This window comes from Vibrio iocasae (assembly GCF_042245395.1).
GTDB lineage: Bacteria > Pseudomonadota > Gammaproteobacteria > Enterobacterales > Vibrionaceae > Vibrio > Vibrio iocasae.
In genome coordinates, this window is sequence record NZ_CP145310.1 from 1,402,712 (window position 1) to 1,420,926 (window position 18,215).

Consider the following 18,215-nt stretch of genomic DNA (forward strand, 5'->3'; position numbering starts at 1 on the left):
TGCTACTCGTTGTAATCATGGTCTTTTACGCTTCAACAGTATCGTACTGCTTTCTTTGTAGTTTAGTCACTACCTTGTAAATCAAAGCTTTAATTTCACACTGAATGAAGAGTAATGAAGGCGTCAATATCAGTGTAATCAATGTAGCAAACAAAATACCGTAACCCAGTGCCGCTGCTGCAGGAATCAAAAACTGTGCCTGCACAGAGGTTTCACTCAGCAGTGGAGCAAGGCCCGCAAATGTTGTAATTGAGGTTAGCAATACCGCTCTTAAACGTCCGGTACAAGCGCCAACTATCGCATCGTGTACAGACATTGATTTCTCTTTGACCAGCTCATTAAATCGGGAGACCAGAAGTAAACTGTCATTCACGACTACACCACTCAGAGCAAGAATACCATTCAATGACAGAATACTGATGGTCAAATCATTCCCCCAATGACCCAGAATCGCTCCCACAATACCAAATGGAATGGCAACCATGATAATAAGCGGTTGTACATAGGACTTCAGAGGAATAGCCAGTAAAGCATAGATACCAAACAGGGCCAGTATAAACATATTGCTCATCGAGGACTGAGCCTCTTGCTGTTGTTCAGCTTCACCAGCGAAATCCACCGCAAGCCCCGGATATTGAGCCTGTATAGACGGCACCAACTCGCTCTCTAGTTTCGCCACCAGTTCGTTAGAGGCAATCACACTGCTATCCACGACGGCAGTTAAGTAAACCGCGCGCTGACTATCGATACGTGTTACTTCCGATACCTGATATTCAGAATAGACATTGGCAACCGTAGTAAGTGGTACCAGCGCACCATCCGCAGTTCGAATATTGGCATTCATGACATCAGCAAGTGTCTGTCGTTCTGTCTCAGGATAACGAACTTTTACTTTCACCTCATCTTTGCCACGCTGGAATTTTTGCACCGTATCCCCACCAAAAGATAGCAGCACCTGCGAAGAAAGCATCGCAGTATCAAGTCCTAACGCACGGCCTTGCTTTGTCAGTTCGAATCGATACTGGGGCTCACCAGGGTCCAAGTTATCGTCAATTCCGCTCACGCCATCAATTTTCTGGAGCGCCTGTTTGAAATCGTTACCCGCAGAAATGACTGTTTCGTTGTCCCACGCTTTCAGCTCGACCTTGAAGTTATCCACCATTTCACGTTTGGTTAAAATCTTCAGCTTCTTCACACCTTCCATGTTTCCGGTTAGCTCTCCCCAACGCTTTGCAAAGGTGTTCGCATCGTATGCTGCATCCTCTCCAAGCTCCACCTGAATCGAGCCAGAGTCATCCGCACTGGCAATAACCTGAAGGTGAGCAATACCTGAAGCTGAGTCTGTTGATAATTCTTCCGTCAGTTGTCTATCCGCTTCCAGAGCAGTGGCTTCCAGCGAGATTAGATTGCTATGGGTTTGGCCAAAGCTGGCATCGTTGTACATGCTCATATCTGCATTGATTCGGTCGCCAACGATTTCAGGGAAGAAAGCGACTCTGACCGAACCGGTAAAAGGCATTCCAATCACCAATACAAACAGCGCGATAAACAACATAATCACTGCATATCTGAATTTCAGAGCCAACTCTATGACGTTCTTATAAACATTATCGTTAAACCACTGTAAAGCAGAATCAGCACCATGCTGAATGTAAGCAAATGGCCCTTTTTTCTCACTTCGTTTAGTGTTTATATGCGCCAAATGAGAAGGGAGAATTAGCTTAGACTCCACCAGTGAAAGTAATAAACAAATGGTCACGACCGTAGCAAACTGCGCATAAATCTGGCCCAGCTTTCCTTCGACATTAGCGATTGCCACAAAAGCAACGACTGTTGTCAGCACACCAAAGATGGTTGGCGCAGCCACTTTTAATGTCCCTTTAATGGTATTGTCAACGGAATCACCCTCGTTTCTGCGTGTGGTATAGATGCTTTCTCCAATGACTACCGCATCGTCTACCACAATCCCCAGAGCCATGATAAAACCAAATGTTGTCATCTCGTTTATTGTCAGACCGGTAAAGGTGTCTGTCATAAAGAAGAGCGTTCCGCAGAACACAAACGGTAGACTTGCAGCGACCCAGAACGCTACTCTGATGTTCAAGAACAGCGCCAGAACAGCGAATACCAACGCAATACCTGTAAGCGCATTTTTTATCAAAAGTGATAGCCTGTCTTTAATGATCTCACTTTCGTCGGCCCAGGACTCAAGCGCTACACCTTCAGGAAGAATATTGCTACTGTTCCACTCTTCTACCACCTGATTGACCTGCTCTACAATGCTGACCACATCACTGTACTGATCCATAACCACCTGAATAGCAATTGAGTTCTGTTGGTTGTAACGAGATAGCACAAAGGTATCATCTTCAAAACTGTCGGTTACCTGTGCAATATCACCCAATAAGATTTCAGTGCCACCTGTTGTCGTTAGAACGGGAATTGATTTGAACTCTTCTATCTCATAGGCTTGTTGCGACACTTTCAGGTAAGCGCTCTTGTCACCATTACGCAGGCTCGTGGAAATCAAAGTGGACGACTCCGCATTTATCGCATCCGATATGTCCGAAAGCTTCAGACCATATGCCTGCAACATAGCTTCGTTTACCTCGACCGACAGCATAGGATCTATTTTCCCGCTCATTTCAAGATCGCTGATGGCGTCTTTACTCAATAGTTCTGATTTCAGTCGTTCAGCCAAAGATTGCAGAGTCGTTCTGTCTGCTTCTCCTGACAACTGAAGCCAGATTGCGTGATCTTGATGCCTGGCTTTATCAATCACAGGTTTTTCAGCATCCGAAGGGAAATTACTAATCGCATCAACGTTTGTTTTAACGTCTGCTAATAGGGTATCCAGATCATAATCACTCTCTTTTTCGATAGAGACACGACTGCCGCTCGAGTTCGATGTAGAAGTGATCCGCTTGATACCCGATACGGTTTCCAGCGCTTCCTCTATCTTGATGGCTAACCCTTCCTCAGCTAAGACCGGGTCACCACTGTCATAAACCACAGAAACTGTCACAACATCGGGTTCAAGTGCAGGGAATGCTTCTTTTCTCAGCTCATTGAGAGAAAACAAACCAACAACAATCATGCCAATCATCAAAAGATTGGCGGCCACTGAATTTCGGGCAAACCAGGCAATCGGCCCGGTATATTTTTCTGCTGAATTACTCATAGTAACCCTCTATGACTGGCTGAACTTTCATGTTGTTCTGGAAGCTGATCAATGGACGTTTTACCACTTGAGCATCTGATTCAGTAACCGGTGTTACATAAACACTGTCTTGTTTGGCAAACTTCACATCGGCCGCAACACGGTTTAGAAGACCACTATCGTTGACTAGCCAAAGTTCCCCTTGCTGGGATATAGCTGATGATGGTAATTCCCAAAGATTCTCAAGAGATTTGCCAGAGATGGTTGCCTGGACAAAGGTGCCCGGATAAAGGTGCGTCCCTTTTTCCAGAGGTTCATCTACCGCGATAACTAAAGAGCGTTGTCTGGTTTCGCTGGAAAGATGCTGCTCAGTACGAACAACATACCCTTGCCACTCAAACCGAAGATCAGAAGTCGTTAAAGTCACAGGCCACTTTTCGGTTTTAAGCGTTTGATTGTCGAAAACAGGCAGGCTGCTCCATTGTTCCTCAGACAAGGGAATTTCTACTTCAACACTATCAATGCTGTATAAGGTCGCAACCTGAGAGCCCGCCTGAACGTAACTACCGGGTTGAATATCTCGGGTAATAACCAATGCATCAAATGGGGCTTTGATGATTGAATTACTCAGATCACGTTGTGCTTTCTTCAGCTCTTGTTGTGCATTTTCTAGCGTTGCTTTTGCATTCGCAAGCTGAGGCTCACGAAGAACAAGTGGTGAATCAGGCTCACCAGACAAACCTGAACGCTGCCATTCAAGCTTTGCCTGTTCACCCTGTCTCTGTTCTTCAAGATAGTCCAGTTTTGCTTGTGCAACACTCGCTTTCGCCTGTGTCACAGCCTGCTGGTAACTGGTATCGTCAACGTGTGCTAATACCGTCCCTTTTTTCACTACCATACCTGTTTCGAAACTATCACTGATGCTCTCCACTCTTCCTGACACTTCGCTGGTAAAGGTAAGTTCATATTTAGAATGAACTTCACCATAACCAACAACTTCAGATTCATAGCTTGAAGGTTGAGTTTTCTGAACCGCAACCTGCTGCAGAGCAATAACAGGTGCAGCCTTCACAGGTTTAACATGAACTGGTTCTGACGTAGATTCATGCTGGATTTGCTCCGATACCTCTTTGTTCGGCACCTCTTTTTTTGGCATTTGGGCCCCATTAAAAGCCGCAGCTCCAAAAATGGCCGAGGCTGATAATAAAGTGATTGCGATAGTAATAGTGTTTAGTTTCATGCTTTATACCCCAGCCCCAAAGCGAGACCTAAGTCAATCCGGTTTACCAGACGCTCGTAAATCGTATTTACCAACTGAGCTTCTGTGTCGTATGTTGTTTGTTGTACCGTCAGCAAATCCAGAATGTTTACTAACCCCTGACGATAACTCTCTTCATAGTTATCTGAGCTACGCTGCGCACTGGCTAATGCATCACTCAGGTGCTGCTGTTGTTGCTCAAACGAATACTCTTGCCCCAATGCGTTTTCAACCTCATTTACCGCCGTCAACAATGTGTCCTGATACACCCAGAAACTCTTTTCTGTCGTTAGCTCCGCTTTTTCAGCCGCAGACTTCAGAGCACCTCCCTGAAAAAAAGGGGCAGACATTTTGCCTAATAAGCTCCAAAGAGGGCTGACGAGAAGTGCATCTGAAGGATTATCGGCAACGGAAGTTAAGCTGGCCGAAAGATCAATAGAAGGAAGCATTGCTTTGTATGCGGCTTCAGTTCTAAGCGCTTCGGCTTCGATGGAGTAATAAGCCGCTTTGACATCAGGGCGACGCGAGAGAGTCTGATCCGATAACTGACTGACTGGATTAATTACATCTGGAAAACTTGCTGATACTACAATCTCAGAAGCGTCCTTACCCCACTCACCGGTAAGTAAAACAAGACTGCGCTGACTTTTCGCTAAGCTTTCCTGATAACCTGCCAAAGTTGAACGAGTGGATGCACTTGAGGTTCTGGCATCGTCCAAATCTTTAAGGCTACCCAATCCAACCTGATAGCGTTGAAGAACCAAATCTTCATTATTTTCCAGGATGTCCAGACGACGGGTTTCAATTTCTACTAACTGTTCATATAAGCTGATTTGCAGCCAGGTGCGCATTATATTCGCCACCAACACATCTTGTGTTTCCTGCAATGTCGCCTGTGAGTTCGCGATATCTTTATCCGATGCAGCAACACTCGCTCCAAGCTTGTTCCATACATCCAGCTCCCAACTTACGGTGACATCACCGGTGTAACTATCGTCACTATCTTCTTTGGCATTTCCGCTATAAGAGGCGTTCACAGTGGGAAGGCGGTCTGCGTTTGTCACACCCTTTTGGGCATAAAGAATCTTAAGCGAAGCGATACTTTGCCGAAGGCTGGGGTTGTTTTTTAGGGCCGTATTGATGTAGTCATTCAGCTCAGGGATATCGACAAGATCGGTAAGTGAAACCTCATCAGGAACTTCCTGATTTTGATTACTGTGCTCTGCAATGTACTTGTCAAGCAAGGCCGCGGTTGTCACTTGCGAACTGTTGGTTGCACGTTCAGCATAATTGACATCGCTGCTACTCGCACAACCAACAAGGCCGGTAACCACAATTGCGATTAATGTATGTTTAAAGGTCATTTAGACTGTCTCCTTTAAGGTTAGAGACAGAATAACGACCTATAGGGTTAAGGCTGGGTTAAGGCACCTTTACCACAATGAACAACCACCCGGTTTTTGCCCAATCGTTTTGCTTCAAACAAAGCTTCATCAGCCTGTGTAATCAGCCATTCTGGTCGTGTGTCGCAGGAAGGCACCATATAAACCCCTCCCACACTAATAGTAATAAACTCACCTGCATTCTTGGCACGGGTAGCTATCTTCATGCTTTCGACGGCCATGCATAGTTTCTCGCCAATATCACGAACACCCTGTTCGTCCGTTTCAGGCAACAGAATACAAAACTCTTCGCCACCATAACGAGTTACCACATCTGCAGGCCTATTTACCGTATGTTGTAACGTTCGAGCGACTGTTTTCAACGCTTCATCTCCGGCAAGATGGCCTTGAGTATCGTTGTAAGATTTAAACCAATCAATATCAAGCATTAACACACCCAGAGAGTATCGCTCTCTGGCTGCGCGCCTGACTTCCGTGGGGAGATGCATATCCAGATGACGGCGGTTGTAGATTCCGGTTAGCCCATCCAGTTCCGACAGCTGTTCTGCCTTCTCTTTCTCATGGATTAGCGCTAACTCAGCAATGTGCTGCTTTTGAATGCGTTTGTGAGAGAAGTTGTTTCCAAATCCAATGCCAACTGTTCCGAGTAACCAGACAACACCATAAGAAAGGGTGACAGTTTGAATTGTTTTGTCTTTTACCTTGAGATAGGGATCTATTGGAACTGAGACACCTACCCCCCCTCTTACATCGCCAACTTTATACCCCTGGTGAGCATGGCACTTTAAACAGCCTTCAGATGTGATAAATGTTTGCATGTATCTCAGAAAGGGTTTTCCATCGATGGTGGTAAATTCTGAATACTCTTTTACTCCTTCATCAAACATGTCCAACACTTTGCGCTCCCATTCATCAGGTGCGTTGTCGGGGTTTAATGGTTTGAGGCTTGTTATGCGCCCCTTGATGCCATAGAGCTCAGAGTATTCGTCCATGGTTTGCCGCAACATATATGCTGGATTCATTAAGGTCAGGGATTTGCCTTCAGGGGTAACCAGATCCCTGTCAACAATATGCGCTAAGTGTGGGTTCGGAGGGGTAGACTCAGATACCGGAACATATATACCACCACGTTTTGTCACCCAGTTACGCAAGGCGATATCTTTGTTGAAGTTAGCTCTGGCTTCCATCTGAGCATACTCTACGGCATGCTTTTCCTCTATCAAGATAGTCCAGCTAACCAGACCTGCGATAGACAAGGTCCAAAACAGAAATACGGCAAATGTTGTTGTGTGTAGCCGCCTGGTTCTTTGTAATAATTTGCTACTCATAGCGTGGTCATTTTTATCTAGCCAGATTTTAGTATGGCACAACAAATATGAATCAACAGCCATATATTGCTCTTTGTTACAGATGTTTCTCGCATTAACACTATTAATAATTTTGTTAAAAATCAACGCACAAGGAAGTAGTTAGTCATAGCGATAAAGCCCTTGCTCTTAAGTTCGAAAGCTCGTTATACTCTGCTCATCATTTCTTCAGGAGATTACGCCAATATGAACAACTAAGCCTGTCATCCATTTATCACATTATTTTTTTGGATCTACAGGGTTAGTAGGCGTAGCTCACTTTCCGATACTTCTTTGCACTCAAATTTTTATCTATAGCGTTATTGCGCCCGTAAATTGTGCATCGATCTATACTCACAATGCTTTCGTGAAGCTGCGGCTCTTGTCCCTGATATACAGGAGGCAAACTATGCCAGTATTAAACGCTTATGAAATAAGCCATCAGTTCGATAATGGCGAAAAACTGTTCGAACATATCTCTCTCACCATGAACAAACGTCGTATTGGTTTAGTCGGCAAAAACGGAGTTGGTAAAACGATTTTGTCATCCATTTTGTTGGGGGAAAGAGCACCATCCAGTGGTGCGGTTATACCACCAGCGTCCTATGCTGCTTACCGACAACAAGCATCAGAACTTCTCTCAGGAGATGCTTCTATTGCTCAATTTTTGGGTAAAGACAAAGTTCTTCAGGCACTTGAGGAAATCGAAACAGGAAGCTGTAGTGCTGAGTGGTTTGATTTGGTCGGCGATGACTGGGATATAGAAACCCGACTAAGACAGCAGCTAGAAATCATGGGACTGCCACAAGATCTCTATTTTCCCTGCGCCCAACTCAGCGGTGGGCAGTTGGCTCGTTTGCAACTATGGCAACTATTTGATCAGAAGGCAGAGTTACTTGTTCTGGATGAACCATCCAACCACCTGGATACGCACGCAAAACAATGGCTGATTGAGTCTATAAACTCGTATGACGGGGCAATTTTGCTTATCAGCCATGACAGAGCGTTGCTTCGTGAGATGGAAGAGATATGGGAGCTCTCCACACTCGGACTACAAGTATTTGGCGGTAACTACGACTTCTATGCTGAGCAAAAGCGCACTGAGGTGAATGCGGTTGAAAGGCAGTTAGCCAGTGTTGAGAAGCAAAAAAAGCAATTGGAAGAACAATTACAGCGTAATCGGGAGAAAGCCGAACAAAGGGCATCACAAGGCAATAAATCGCGTAAAGATGGAAGCCAGTCAAAGATATTACTAGATGGCCAGAAACAAAGTGCTGAAAATCGCGCCTCAAATCGGAACAAAAATGCTCAGCTAAGGCAAATGCATTTACAGCAAAAAGAGCAGGAGTTGAGTTCCAGAAAAGAGCAACTTAAACCCCAGAAAATCTATCTGGCAGACAGCCATACCTCTGCGCGCAAAGTTATCTCGATTTGCGAGGGCATGCTTGCATTTGGGGATCATCGAACGATTACGCTACAGGTTTATGCTAACGATAAGATACACCTCAAAGGCAATAACGGATGCGGTAAGTCTACGTTGCTGCAAACGTTGCTCGGCAACTTGTCTTTGTCTCAAGGTGAGATGCTGGTGAATACACCACTGTATTACCTAGACCAACACTTTGGCGTCATTCGCGAAGATATTTCGATATTGAGTAACTTAACTCGGAGCTGCGAAGGCTTAAGGGAAAGTGATGCCAGAACATTGTTGGCAGGTATTGGTTTTCGACGTGATAGTGTGTTTCGACTTGGGGGAATGCTGAGTGGTGGTGAGAAGATGAAACTATCAATGCTCATTGTCAGCCACCAACCATCAAAACCTTTGTTGTTACTGGATGAACCGGATAACCACCTCGACCTTGATTCGAGAATCATGCTGGCAGAGGCTCTCAGCTCTTATCAAGGCGGATTTATTCTGGTCAGCCATGATGATGATTTTTCATCTGAATCCGGAGTTAATCGCAGATTTAGTCTGGGCTAAGAAAGAGTAACTTGATAAAGCAGGTCACGATATTTGACCTGCTTTATCCTGGAAGTCGAGTTATGTGCGACGAATCGGGTGACTTACTTGCCCGAGGCTGAATAACACGTTAAATTTATTCACATTCTTAGCGTTCTTTGTAGAGTAATTCCATTGATCAATCTCGAACAAATTCTAGCGTTTGTCACAACCGTTGAGGCAGGATCATTTTCCGCAGCGGCAAGAAAACTCAACAAAAGCCAAAGTTCTGTAAGTATTGGCGTCAGTAACCTTGAAGACGAGTTAGACCTGGCACTGTTTGATCGCAATACCCGCAAACCTACGCTAACCGAACCCGGTGAACGCCTTTACCACCAGGCAAAACTTCTACTGCGCCAAGCGGATAAGATGAACAGTTTTGCATTAGCACTCAACAACAATGTTGAAAGCAAAATTGTTGTTGGTGTTGATCCTATGGCGCCACTCTCCTGCATAGACTCCATCTTGCTCAAGATAGATCGAGAGTTTCCCAATACGGAAGTGGAAATCCAACTACTCAATCATTCAGATCTGCAACAAGCACTCCTTAATCACACCATCGATCTAGGCATCCATTTTGGTGCGGATGCTTACCCTCAATACCTCAATTTCGTGACTATCCTCCAGTACGAATGGTTATGCGTATGCAGCACTGACTATTCTCTCGCTGCACTTGATAGTATCTCGAACGAAGAACTGCTAGCTGCTCGCCAGATCATCTGTGAATCGCTCCGGCATCATCCCGTGTTAAGCAAAACCTCAATCTTCTCTCAGGATACCTGGGATGCAGACAACCTTGCTCAGTGTAGCCATTTAATTGAACTGGGATTAGGTTGGGGAATTTTACCCGCGGACTGGTGTGCTGAACGTTTTGAGCTAGGCGCTTTAATAGCCATTGAACCTGAATTTAATCAAGCCAAGATGTTCTCAGGGTTAGATCTTGTGTGGGCCGCAAATCGGGATATAGGAAAAGTGTGCAGAACCATCATCGAGCACTTTACTGCTAGAAAATCGGGTAGTAATTAGATGAGTTTATTTGATTATTGCGAGTAGGATGAAGTCATCCTACTCTCAACCTGAGTTCTACGAAAGCACCACAGATAAGCAGATGCTGCGCTACTTATTTTTACTCTGCTCCACCAGTTTCTCATGCCAGGCGTCGTTTCCGTCCCGTTTACTCACATCATATTCAGAACAGAACTGAGATATGGTCATGTTGCTGTCACCCGTTGCTAACTTAAGCGCCAATTCGACCCTTTGAAGTTTGCTCTGGAGACGCAAAATCTGACCCGCATTCGGGCTTTTTTGCTTAGCGTACTTTAGAGCGGCATGTTTACGCTCTGCAGCCCCGGCTCTTCGATCGGCCTCACCCAGTAGAAATCTAAGCTGGGCAACACTTTTCCCTTTTTTGAAAGCAGGACCGATCAGCTCCACACAGTCATCAAATGATGGTTCTTCTATATAGGGATCTACTTTGTAAGCCTGCTGGCGCATCCACTCTAAAGCGAGTTCTTCATCTGACATAATGAAATCTTTACGAATAAAAGGGTTCTAATACTATCTTTTTATGACACGTCGCCGCAACAGCGATTGGTCTCTTAGAAAAAGGAGATCGACTTGCGGCCCTTGCCTGGTTTCTTGTCTTCTTCAGGCTTGCTCACGCTATCTTGTTCTTCAGTTTCCTCAGATGCATCGACATCTTCTAACTGAGTTTCAATAGGATCTTCGTCTGCCATTACCGTTTCATGCATCGGATTATCATCATAGTGATACTCCTCAGGAAGCTCTTCGCTAGCACCCTCTTCCGACTGATCACAGATGATCAGATAGTACTCCTGATTAAACTCAACCAAATCACCATCATAGAGTTTGCGTCTTTTTCGGGTCTCTAATTCACCATTAACCGCGACATAACCTTCACTAATGATATGTTTCGCTTCGCCACCGCTTCCTACCAGATTAGCAATTTTGAAAATCTTAAAAAGCTCTATAGGTTGCTCAGCAATCTCAATACCTATCGCTTCTACTTCAATCTCTTCCATCGGCTCTTCAGAGTGTTCGTCGTACATTTTATTTACCAGTCTTAAATTTTGGTGGGTAGAGTACCCTATGGTTCATCGGGTAACAATCTTGCGCGGGACTAATTCTACCCCGGCTTGATAACGTTTTGCAGAGGCATTCAGGGCACACGCAAGGGCACTGTCCGCAATAAGTTCAAATTGCTGCGGTAATGAGTTGATTTTAATAGGTAAAAAGTCCAGTAATCTGTTGTCACCAAAGGTACCTAACTTTAACTGTGTCATCAGCGCAGGGCGTTCCAGTAAGACATCAAGCACACCTTCAAGCAAAGTATATGAAGTCGTTACGATCGCATCGGGCAAAGTACCTTCTTTAATCCAATTCTCAAGTATCTTTTTGCCCTCTTCCCTATGGAAGTGGTCCCCATGCGCAACAATCGATTTCTTGGACTGAACTTTCACCGCGGATTCAAAACCCATTTGTCGCTCTCTGGATACGTTCAAATTAGGGAGTGCGCCAATAAGACCAACCGTATCGACCTGCTCAGATAAAACAGAATGTGTTAACTCAAACGCAGCACTAAAGTCTTCGCTGATTACACATGCAAAATGTTCATCGTCTAACGGGCGGTCAATAGCAACAACCGGAGTGCCCTTTTTCTGAACTTTTATATAGTGCTCACTCGCGTTAGGTAAGCAGCTTGCAACAAATAAAGCCTCAATTCTTCTGCTGATCAGCGCGTCTGCAACGCTGGTTTCGATTTCTGGATCGTCATCAGAGCAACCAATCAAAATCTGATATCCCGCCTGACGAGAGTTTTGCTCTAGCAACTTTGCAAGTTTGGCGTAACTGGTGTTTTCCAGGTCCGGAATGATCAAACCAAATGAACGGCTATTCCCCGCCCTCAGTGATGATGCAGCATGGTCCGGTCTGTAGTTATGCTCTTCAACTACAGCCATCACTTTCTTCTGTGTCTTCTCACTGATTCGGTACTTTTGAGCTTTACCGTTAATTACATAACTGGCCGTTGTTTTAGACACGCCTGCCAGCTTTGCTATTTCATCCAATGTCATCTAGGTCACCTTTGCTTCACGCCACCACCGCAAACTGTGGTTACAGAGTATATGTGCGCTGGATCATAATTTCACAGCTTATTTTATTTTCTTGGTTGAATTATACGCTGAACCGATTCAGTATTAAAGCTGAAAGGATTCAGCAAAACTTGAAATTTGATGAAAGTCACCTAAATTTCAGATATGCGGCAGGTACAAAGCAATCTAAGCTATTGAAACGTATTTGCTGAATTTTTTTAAAGCAAAGCTGAACCGATTCAGCTTAAGCAATATATAAAGATAAACGTAAAAAGCAGAACAGAATAACGGATAAGCAATGCTCCTATGGAGCAAATGAGGCTATAAACGATGTTAAAACTAACAACCACCGAGATAAAACTTCAGCAAGCAGCAGACGACAAGCAAATCGCGATTAAAGCAATTGCCGCTGACCTGACAGAAAAAGGACTGGTTGACACCGGTTATGTTGAGGGAATGCTAAACCGCGAAGCTCAGAACTCGACATTTCTTGGCAATGGTATTGCTATTCCGCACGGAACAACAGATACCCGTGATTTAGTAAAGCATACCGGTGTTGCAGTTCACCATTTCCCTCAGGGTGTGAATTGGGGTGATGGCAATACCGTCTACGTTGCTATCGGTATCGCAGCAAAATCCGATGAGCACCTTGGTATTCTCAAGCAGTTAACTAAAGTACTTTCTGATGATGAAGTTGAAAATCGTCTGAAACAGGCAAAATCGGCCAAAGAAATAGCGGCCCTGCTCAATGGCGAAGTTCAATTTGAAGCCGATTTCAACGAATCACTCATTCAGACCAACTTCCCTGCTACCGATATGGTTCAGCTTAGCGCGGTAGCCAGTGGTCTTGTCAAAAATAGTGGTGCCGCAACCGAAAGTTATGTATCCGCTCTTGTGACTAAAAAACCAACCAACCTGGGTAATGGCTTATGGTTAGTCAGTAGTTGCGAGGGTGTATCCCACACTGCTATGTCTTTTGTATCCGCTGAAACTCCTTTCAATTATGAGGGTAAATCAGTTAAGGCGCTTATCTCTGTAGCAGCCTGCAACGGTGCACACAAAGAGATGATGGACAAACTGAGTCAGCTTGTCTTCCAGCAAAAGCAAAAAGCAATTGCAGAAGCAACTTCAACAGAGTTAGTGGCAATGTTTAGCGATGAAGAAGCTGAAGCACCTGTTGTTTCAGATGACAACGTTGCTGTTTTCAAGATTAAAAATGCTCATGGTCTGCATGCTCGACCTGGTGCAATGCTGGTCGCCGAGGCGAAGAAGTTCGAATCAAGCATCAAGGTAGCTAACCTGAATGGCGATGCAAAGCCAGTTAACGCTAAGAGCTTGATGAAGGTAATTGCAATGGGCGTTAAAAAAGGCCATGAACTCCGCTTTGTCGCTGACGGTAGTGATGCACCACAAGCTCTTGCAGCAATAGGTGCAGCAATTGAATCTGGCCTTGGCGAAGGTTAAGGAGCGAGATATGACTACCAATAAAGTTGTCACTGTTACCTTAAACCCGGCTTTGGATCTAACCGGAAGCCTGAACACATTAAATGTTGGTTCAGTTAGTTTGGTCAACAAAGGATCGCTACACGCAGCAGGCAAAGGTGTGAACGTTGCCAAAGTACTCTCTGACCTCGGTGCCGAAGTTACAGTTACCGGTTTTCTTGGTAAGGATAACGAAGAGATGTTTTGCCAACTGTTTGAAGAGATGGGAGCAAAAGATCAGTTCGTTCGTGTAAATGGCGCCACCCGGATCAATGTAAAGCTTGTTGAAGAGTCTGGTTCTGTCAGCGACATCAACTTCCCTGGTGTAGAAGTGAAACAGCCTGAAATCGACGAATTTGAGAAAACCATCTTCGAACTCGCAAAAGACCACGACTACTTTGTGATAGCCGGAAGCCTGCCAAAGGGAATTAGCCCTGAGCTCTGTGCTAGCTGGATTCAACGTTTGCATGAACTTGGTAAAAAAGTCCTGTTTGATAGCAGCCGCGAGGCACTTGCCGCTGGCCTTGATGCAAACCCATGGCTAATAAAGCCAAATGATGAAGAACTGGCTGAGTTTACTGGTCGCACTCTGGAAAGCGCAAAAGAGTGCCAGTTGGCTGCGATGACACTTGCCGACAAGGGCATTGAAAACATCGTTGTATCCATGGGTGCAGACGGTGTGATGTGGTTAAACGATAATCAGTGGGTTCGATCACAACCGCCTCGTATGGAAGTTGTCAGTACAGTTGGAGCCGGAGACACGCTGGTAGCTGGTCTGTGCTGGGGACATATGCAGAATATGGATAAGCCACAATTACTCACTTTTGCCACTGCCCTTTCTGCATTAGCGGTATCTCAGGTGGGCGTTGGTGTACAGAGCCATGAAGAGCTCCAATCACTACAAAAAGAAATTCAATTTCAAACGCTTAACTAGTACGGAACGAGTTAAGCAATAAAATATTATTAAATAAGGTCGAACATTATGAATATTGCAATTATTACGGCATGTCCGAGTGGAGTTGCAAACAGCATTATCGCTGCGGGCCTGCTAAAACAAGCAGCTCAGTCGTTATCGTGGAATGCAAAAATTGAGTGCCAGTCTGCTGTCATAGAGGGCGATACTCTTTCAGCACAAGATATTGTAGACGCAGAAGTGGTCGTTATTGCGGCTAACGCACCGGTCGATACAAACCGTTTTGTAGGAAAGAAAGTTTATCAGGCCGAGATTTCGGACGTGACAGAAGACGCAAAAGCGTTTCTGGAAAAAGCAGTCTCTGAAGCAACCGTTCTAAGCACTTCAGAGGCAACGACATTTGAAGCTACTTCTGCTTCTGAAGGTCCAAAAAAGATCGTTGCTATCACTGCATGCCCGACCGGTGTTGCTCATACCTTTATGGCTGCTGAAGCATTAGAAGAAGAAGGGAAACGTCGTGGACACCAAATTAAAGTTGAAACCCGTGGCTCAGTGGGTGCTAAAAACCAGCTAACAGAGCAAGAAATCGCTGAAGCGGATTTGGTTATTATCGCAGCTGATATCGACGTACCACTTGATCGCTTTAATGGCAAAAAGCTTTATAAGACAAACACTGGTCCAGCACTTAAGAAAACAGCCGAAGAGATGGATAAAGCGTTTGCTCAGGCAACCACGTACTCACACTCAGGTGGTTCTGCTTCTCAACCCGCATCAGAAGAGAAAAAAGGTGTGTACAAGCATCTAATGACTGGTGTATCTCACATGTTGCCTGTGGTTGTAGCAGGTGGTCTTATTATCGCCCTGTCTTTTGTATTCGGTATCGAAGCCTTTAAAGAAGAAGGTACTCTGGCGGCAGCACTCATGCAGATTGGCGGTGGTTCCGCATTCGCTCTAATGATCCCTGTTCTGGCGGGTTATATTGCCTTCTCTATTGCTGACCGTCCGGGTCTTGCTCCGGGTCTTGTTGGCGGTATGCTGGCATCTTCAATTGGCTCTGGCTTCCTTGGCGGTATTGCAGCCGGTTTCATTGCTGGTTACTCAGCAAAATACATTGCGGATAACGTAAAACTGCCTCAGACACTGGAAGCACTTAAGCCTATTCTAATCATTCCACTGGTATCGACCTTATTTACTGGTCTGGTGATGATTTATATCGTGGGCGGTCCGGTTGCCAGCATCATGACAGCAATGACTGATTTCCTTCAGAATATGGGCAGCGCTAACGCGATTCTTCTGGGTATAATTCTGGGTGCAATGATGTGCTTTGACTTGGGTGGTCCTGTCAACAAAGCAGCCTATACTTTCGGTGTCGGTCTTCTGGCTTCTGAAACTTACGCACCAATGGCGGCAATTATGGCTGCGGGCATGGTTCCGGCTCTAGGTATGGGCCTGGCAACTTTCCTTGCTAAGAACAAGTTCACCGCCAGTGAACGCGAAGGTGGCGTGGCTTCATTCGTGCTAGGTCTGTGCTTTATCTCTGAAGGTGCAATCCCATTCGCAGCTCGTGATCCAATGCGTGTCATCCCTTGCACAATGGCAGGTGGTGCAGTAGCGGGCGCGCTGTCTATGCTATTTACCTGTGAGCTACTGGCGCCTCACGGTGGTCTGTTTGTTCTCCTGATTCCAAATGCTATCTCACCAGTTCTAATGTATCTGGTAGCAATTGCAGCGGGTACCGCAGTAACAGGTTTTGGTTACGCATTTCTTAAGCAAAAAGACCAGGCAACAGAAGCTATCGCTTAACCCATTCCAGCGGTAAACTTGAACCCTTAGGGCACTCTCATCGAGTGCCCTTTTTCATTTCTCTGTAACGTTTTTCTTCACGAGATCATTCAAGTGTGCGAAGGATCATAAATTTAATTTTTGGATCGAAATATTGATTGAATTATTAGCTGAATCGATTCAGTATAAACATAAAGCTGAAGCGATTCAGCAAAAACAAGAAATCTGGTCAATCAATATATTTCAATAAGTTAACAACATTGATTGAGTGGTAAATCAAACAAAAAAGGTCGATTATTATGAACATTGCAACAGGTACAAAAAAAATTGTCGCCATTACTGCATGTCCAACAGGTGTTGCACACACTTTTATGGCAGCAGAAGCACTTGAACAGGAAGGAATTAAGCGTGGCTATCAAATTAAGGTAGAAACACGTGGCTCAGTGGGTGCTAAAAACCAGTTAACCGATCAGGAGATTGCTGAAGCCGATATCGTGATCATTGCTGCTGACATCGACGTTCCACTAGACCGTTTCGATGGCAAAAAAATGTATAAAACCAAAACAGGCCCGGCTCTGAAGAAAACCGCTGAAGAGATGGATAAAGCACTAGCCCAAGCTACCGTTTACAAACATTCTGGCTCTGCTTCATCCTCTCAATCTACAGCAGAAGCAAAAGGTGTTTATCAGCACCTGATGACCGGTGTATCTCACATGCTGCCTGTAGTTGTCGCAGGTGGTCTTATTATCGCCCTATCCTTCGTATTTGGTATCGAAGCGTTTAAAGAAGAAGGCACATTAGCGGCTGCATTGATGCAGATTGGCGGTGGTTCCGCCTTCGCTCTGATGATCCCTGTTCTGGCTGGTTATATTGCCTTCTCTATTGCTGACCGTCCGGGTCTTGCTCCGGGTCTTGTTGGCGGTATGCTGGCATCTTCAATTGGCTCTGGCTTCCTTGGCGGTATTGCAGCCGGTTTCATTGCTGGTTACTCAGCAAAATACATTGCTGATAACGTAAAACTGCCTCAGACGCTGGAAGCACTTAAACCTATTCTGATCATTCCGCTGGTATCAACTCTGTTTACTGGTCTGGTGATGATTTACATCGTGGGTGGCCCGGTTGCCAGCATCATGACGGCAATGACTGACTTCCTGCAGAACATGGGCAGTGCTAACGCGATTCTTCTGGGCATTATTCTGGGTGCAATGATGTGCTTTGACTTGGGTGGTCCAGTCAATAAAGCAGCCTATACTTTCGGTGTCGGTCTTCTGGCTTCTGAAACTTACGCACCAATGGCGGCAATTATGGCTGCAGGTATGGTTCCAGCTCTGGGTATGGGTCTGGCAACTTTCCTTGCTAAGAATAAGTTTACGGACAGTGAGCGAGAAGGTGGTGTAGCGTCATTTGTTCTGGGTTTGTGCTTTATCTCTGAAGGTGCGATTCCGTTTGCAGCGCGTGATCCAATGCGTGTCATCCCTTGCACGATGGTAGGTGGTGCAGTAGCGGGCGCGCTGTCTATGCTATTTACCTGTGAGCTACTAGCGCCTCACGGTGGCCTATTTGTTCTGCTGATTCCAAATGCAATCTCGCCAGTTCTGATGTATCTGGTAGCAATCGCAGCAGGTACTGCGGTAACAGGCTTTGGTTATGCATTTCTTAAGAAAGGTGAAGAAGTCCAAACAGCAACAGCTTAAACCTTGATTGACTCTCCCCCTAGAGAGCAGGCCCAGCTGCTTTTATAAGTGGCACTTTCTGGACACTC

Annotated in this window: 12 protein-coding genes and 1 pseudogene; 6 read left to right on the forward strand and 7 right to left on the reverse strand. The window is 45.3% G+C overall.

The window, feature by feature from the left end; genetic code table 11:
• Nucleotides 1-25: 25 nt before the first annotated feature.
• The 4 genes from SNR28_RS06305 to SNR28_RS06320 are packed head-to-tail and all read right to left on the reverse strand — an operon-like array spanning nt 26 to nt 7,212.
• Nucleotides 26-3,181: an efflux RND transporter permease subunit gene (locus tag SNR28_RS06305; protein WP_375748362.1), complete on the reverse strand. Its 3,156-nt coding sequence runs from the start codon at nt 3,179-3,181 to the stop codon at nt 26-28.
• Complete coding sequence (locus SNR28_RS06310; RefSeq protein WP_375748363.1) at nt 3,174-4,400, reverse strand: efflux RND transporter periplasmic adaptor subunit; 1,227 nt, start codon at nt 4,398-4,400, stop codon at nt 3,174-3,176. Before SNR28_RS06310 ends, SNR28_RS06305 begins: the two co-directional genes overlap by 8 nt.
• On the reverse strand, nt 4,397-5,782 hold the full coding sequence (locus SNR28_RS06315) for a TolC family protein (RefSeq protein ID WP_375748364.1): 1,386 nt from the start codon (nt 5,780-5,782) through the stop codon (nt 4,397-4,399). The genes SNR28_RS06310 and SNR28_RS06315 overlap by 4 nt, the downstream gene beginning before the upstream one ends.
• Nucleotides 5,783-5,829: 47 nt before the next feature.
• On the reverse strand, nt 5,830-7,212 hold the full coding sequence (locus tag SNR28_RS06320) for a diguanylate cyclase (protein WP_375748365.1): 1,383 nt from the start codon (nt 7,210-7,212) through the stop codon (nt 5,830-5,832).
• Between the two features lie 364 nt (nt 7,213-7,576).
• On the opposite strand from SNR28_RS06320, the gene SNR28_RS06325 reads away from it, so the two are divergent.
• Together SNR28_RS06325 and SNR28_RS06330 are read left to right on the forward strand one after the other, a co-directional pair.
• Nucleotides 7,577-9,148, forward strand: a complete 1,572-nt coding sequence (locus SNR28_RS06325) for an ABC-F family ATP-binding cassette domain-containing protein (protein WP_375748366.1) — start codon at nt 7,577-7,579, stop codon at nt 9,146-9,148.
• A gap of 153 nt (nt 9,149-9,301) precedes the next feature.
• Nucleotides 9,302-10,192, forward strand: coding sequence for a LysR family transcriptional regulator (locus tag SNR28_RS06330; RefSeq protein ID WP_375748367.1), 891 nt, complete (start codon nt 9,302-9,304; stop codon nt 10,190-10,192).
• Nucleotides 10,193-10,282: 90 nt separating this feature from the next.
• Here the strand turns inward: SNR28_RS06330 and SNR28_RS06335 are convergent, their stop codons facing one another.
• The 3 genes from SNR28_RS06335 to cra form a co-directional block, all read right to left on the reverse strand.
• Nucleotides 10,283-10,690, reverse strand: coding sequence for a hypothetical protein (locus tag SNR28_RS06335; protein ID WP_375748368.1), 408 nt, complete (start codon nt 10,688-10,690; stop codon nt 10,283-10,285).
• Nucleotides 10,691-10,764: 74 nt separating this feature from the next.
• On the reverse strand, nt 10,765-11,235 hold the full coding sequence (locus SNR28_RS06340) for an RNA-binding S4 domain-containing protein (RefSeq protein ID WP_375748369.1): 471 nt from the start codon (nt 11,233-11,235) through the stop codon (nt 10,765-10,767).
• A gap of 45 nt (nt 11,236-11,280) precedes the next feature.
• Entirely contained in the window at nt 11,281-12,258 is a 978-nt protein-coding gene (gene cra / locus SNR28_RS06345; protein ID WP_375748370.1) for a catabolite repressor/activator, read from the reverse strand.
• 348 nt (nt 12,259-12,606) lie between these two features.
• Here cra and fruB point away from each other — a divergent pair, with 348 nt between their 5' ends.
• From fruB to SNR28_RS06365, 4 genes and pseudogenes are all read left to right on the forward strand, one after another.
• Nucleotides 12,607-13,740: a fused PTS fructose transporter subunit IIA/HPr protein gene (fruB, locus tag SNR28_RS06350; RefSeq protein ID WP_375748371.1), complete on the forward strand. Its 1,134-nt coding sequence runs from the start codon at nt 12,607-12,609 to the stop codon at nt 13,738-13,740.
• Between the two features lie 10 nt (nt 13,741-13,750).
• Nucleotides 13,751-14,692: a 1-phosphofructokinase gene (gene pfkB, locus SNR28_RS06355; protein ID WP_375748372.1), complete on the forward strand. Its 942-nt coding sequence runs from the start codon at nt 13,751-13,753 to the stop codon at nt 14,690-14,692.
• A gap of 48 nt (nt 14,693-14,740) precedes the next feature.
• Entirely contained in the window at nt 14,741-16,474 is a 1,734-nt protein-coding gene (gene fruA, locus SNR28_RS06360) for a PTS fructose transporter subunit IIBC (RefSeq protein ID WP_375748373.1), read from the forward strand.
• Nucleotides 16,475-16,761: 287 nt separating this feature from the next.
• Nucleotides 16,762-18,147, forward strand: a pseudogene (locus tag SNR28_RS06365) (fructose-specific PTS transporter subunit EIIC); the annotation flags it as partial.
• Nucleotides 18,148-18,215: the final 68 nt, after the last annotated feature.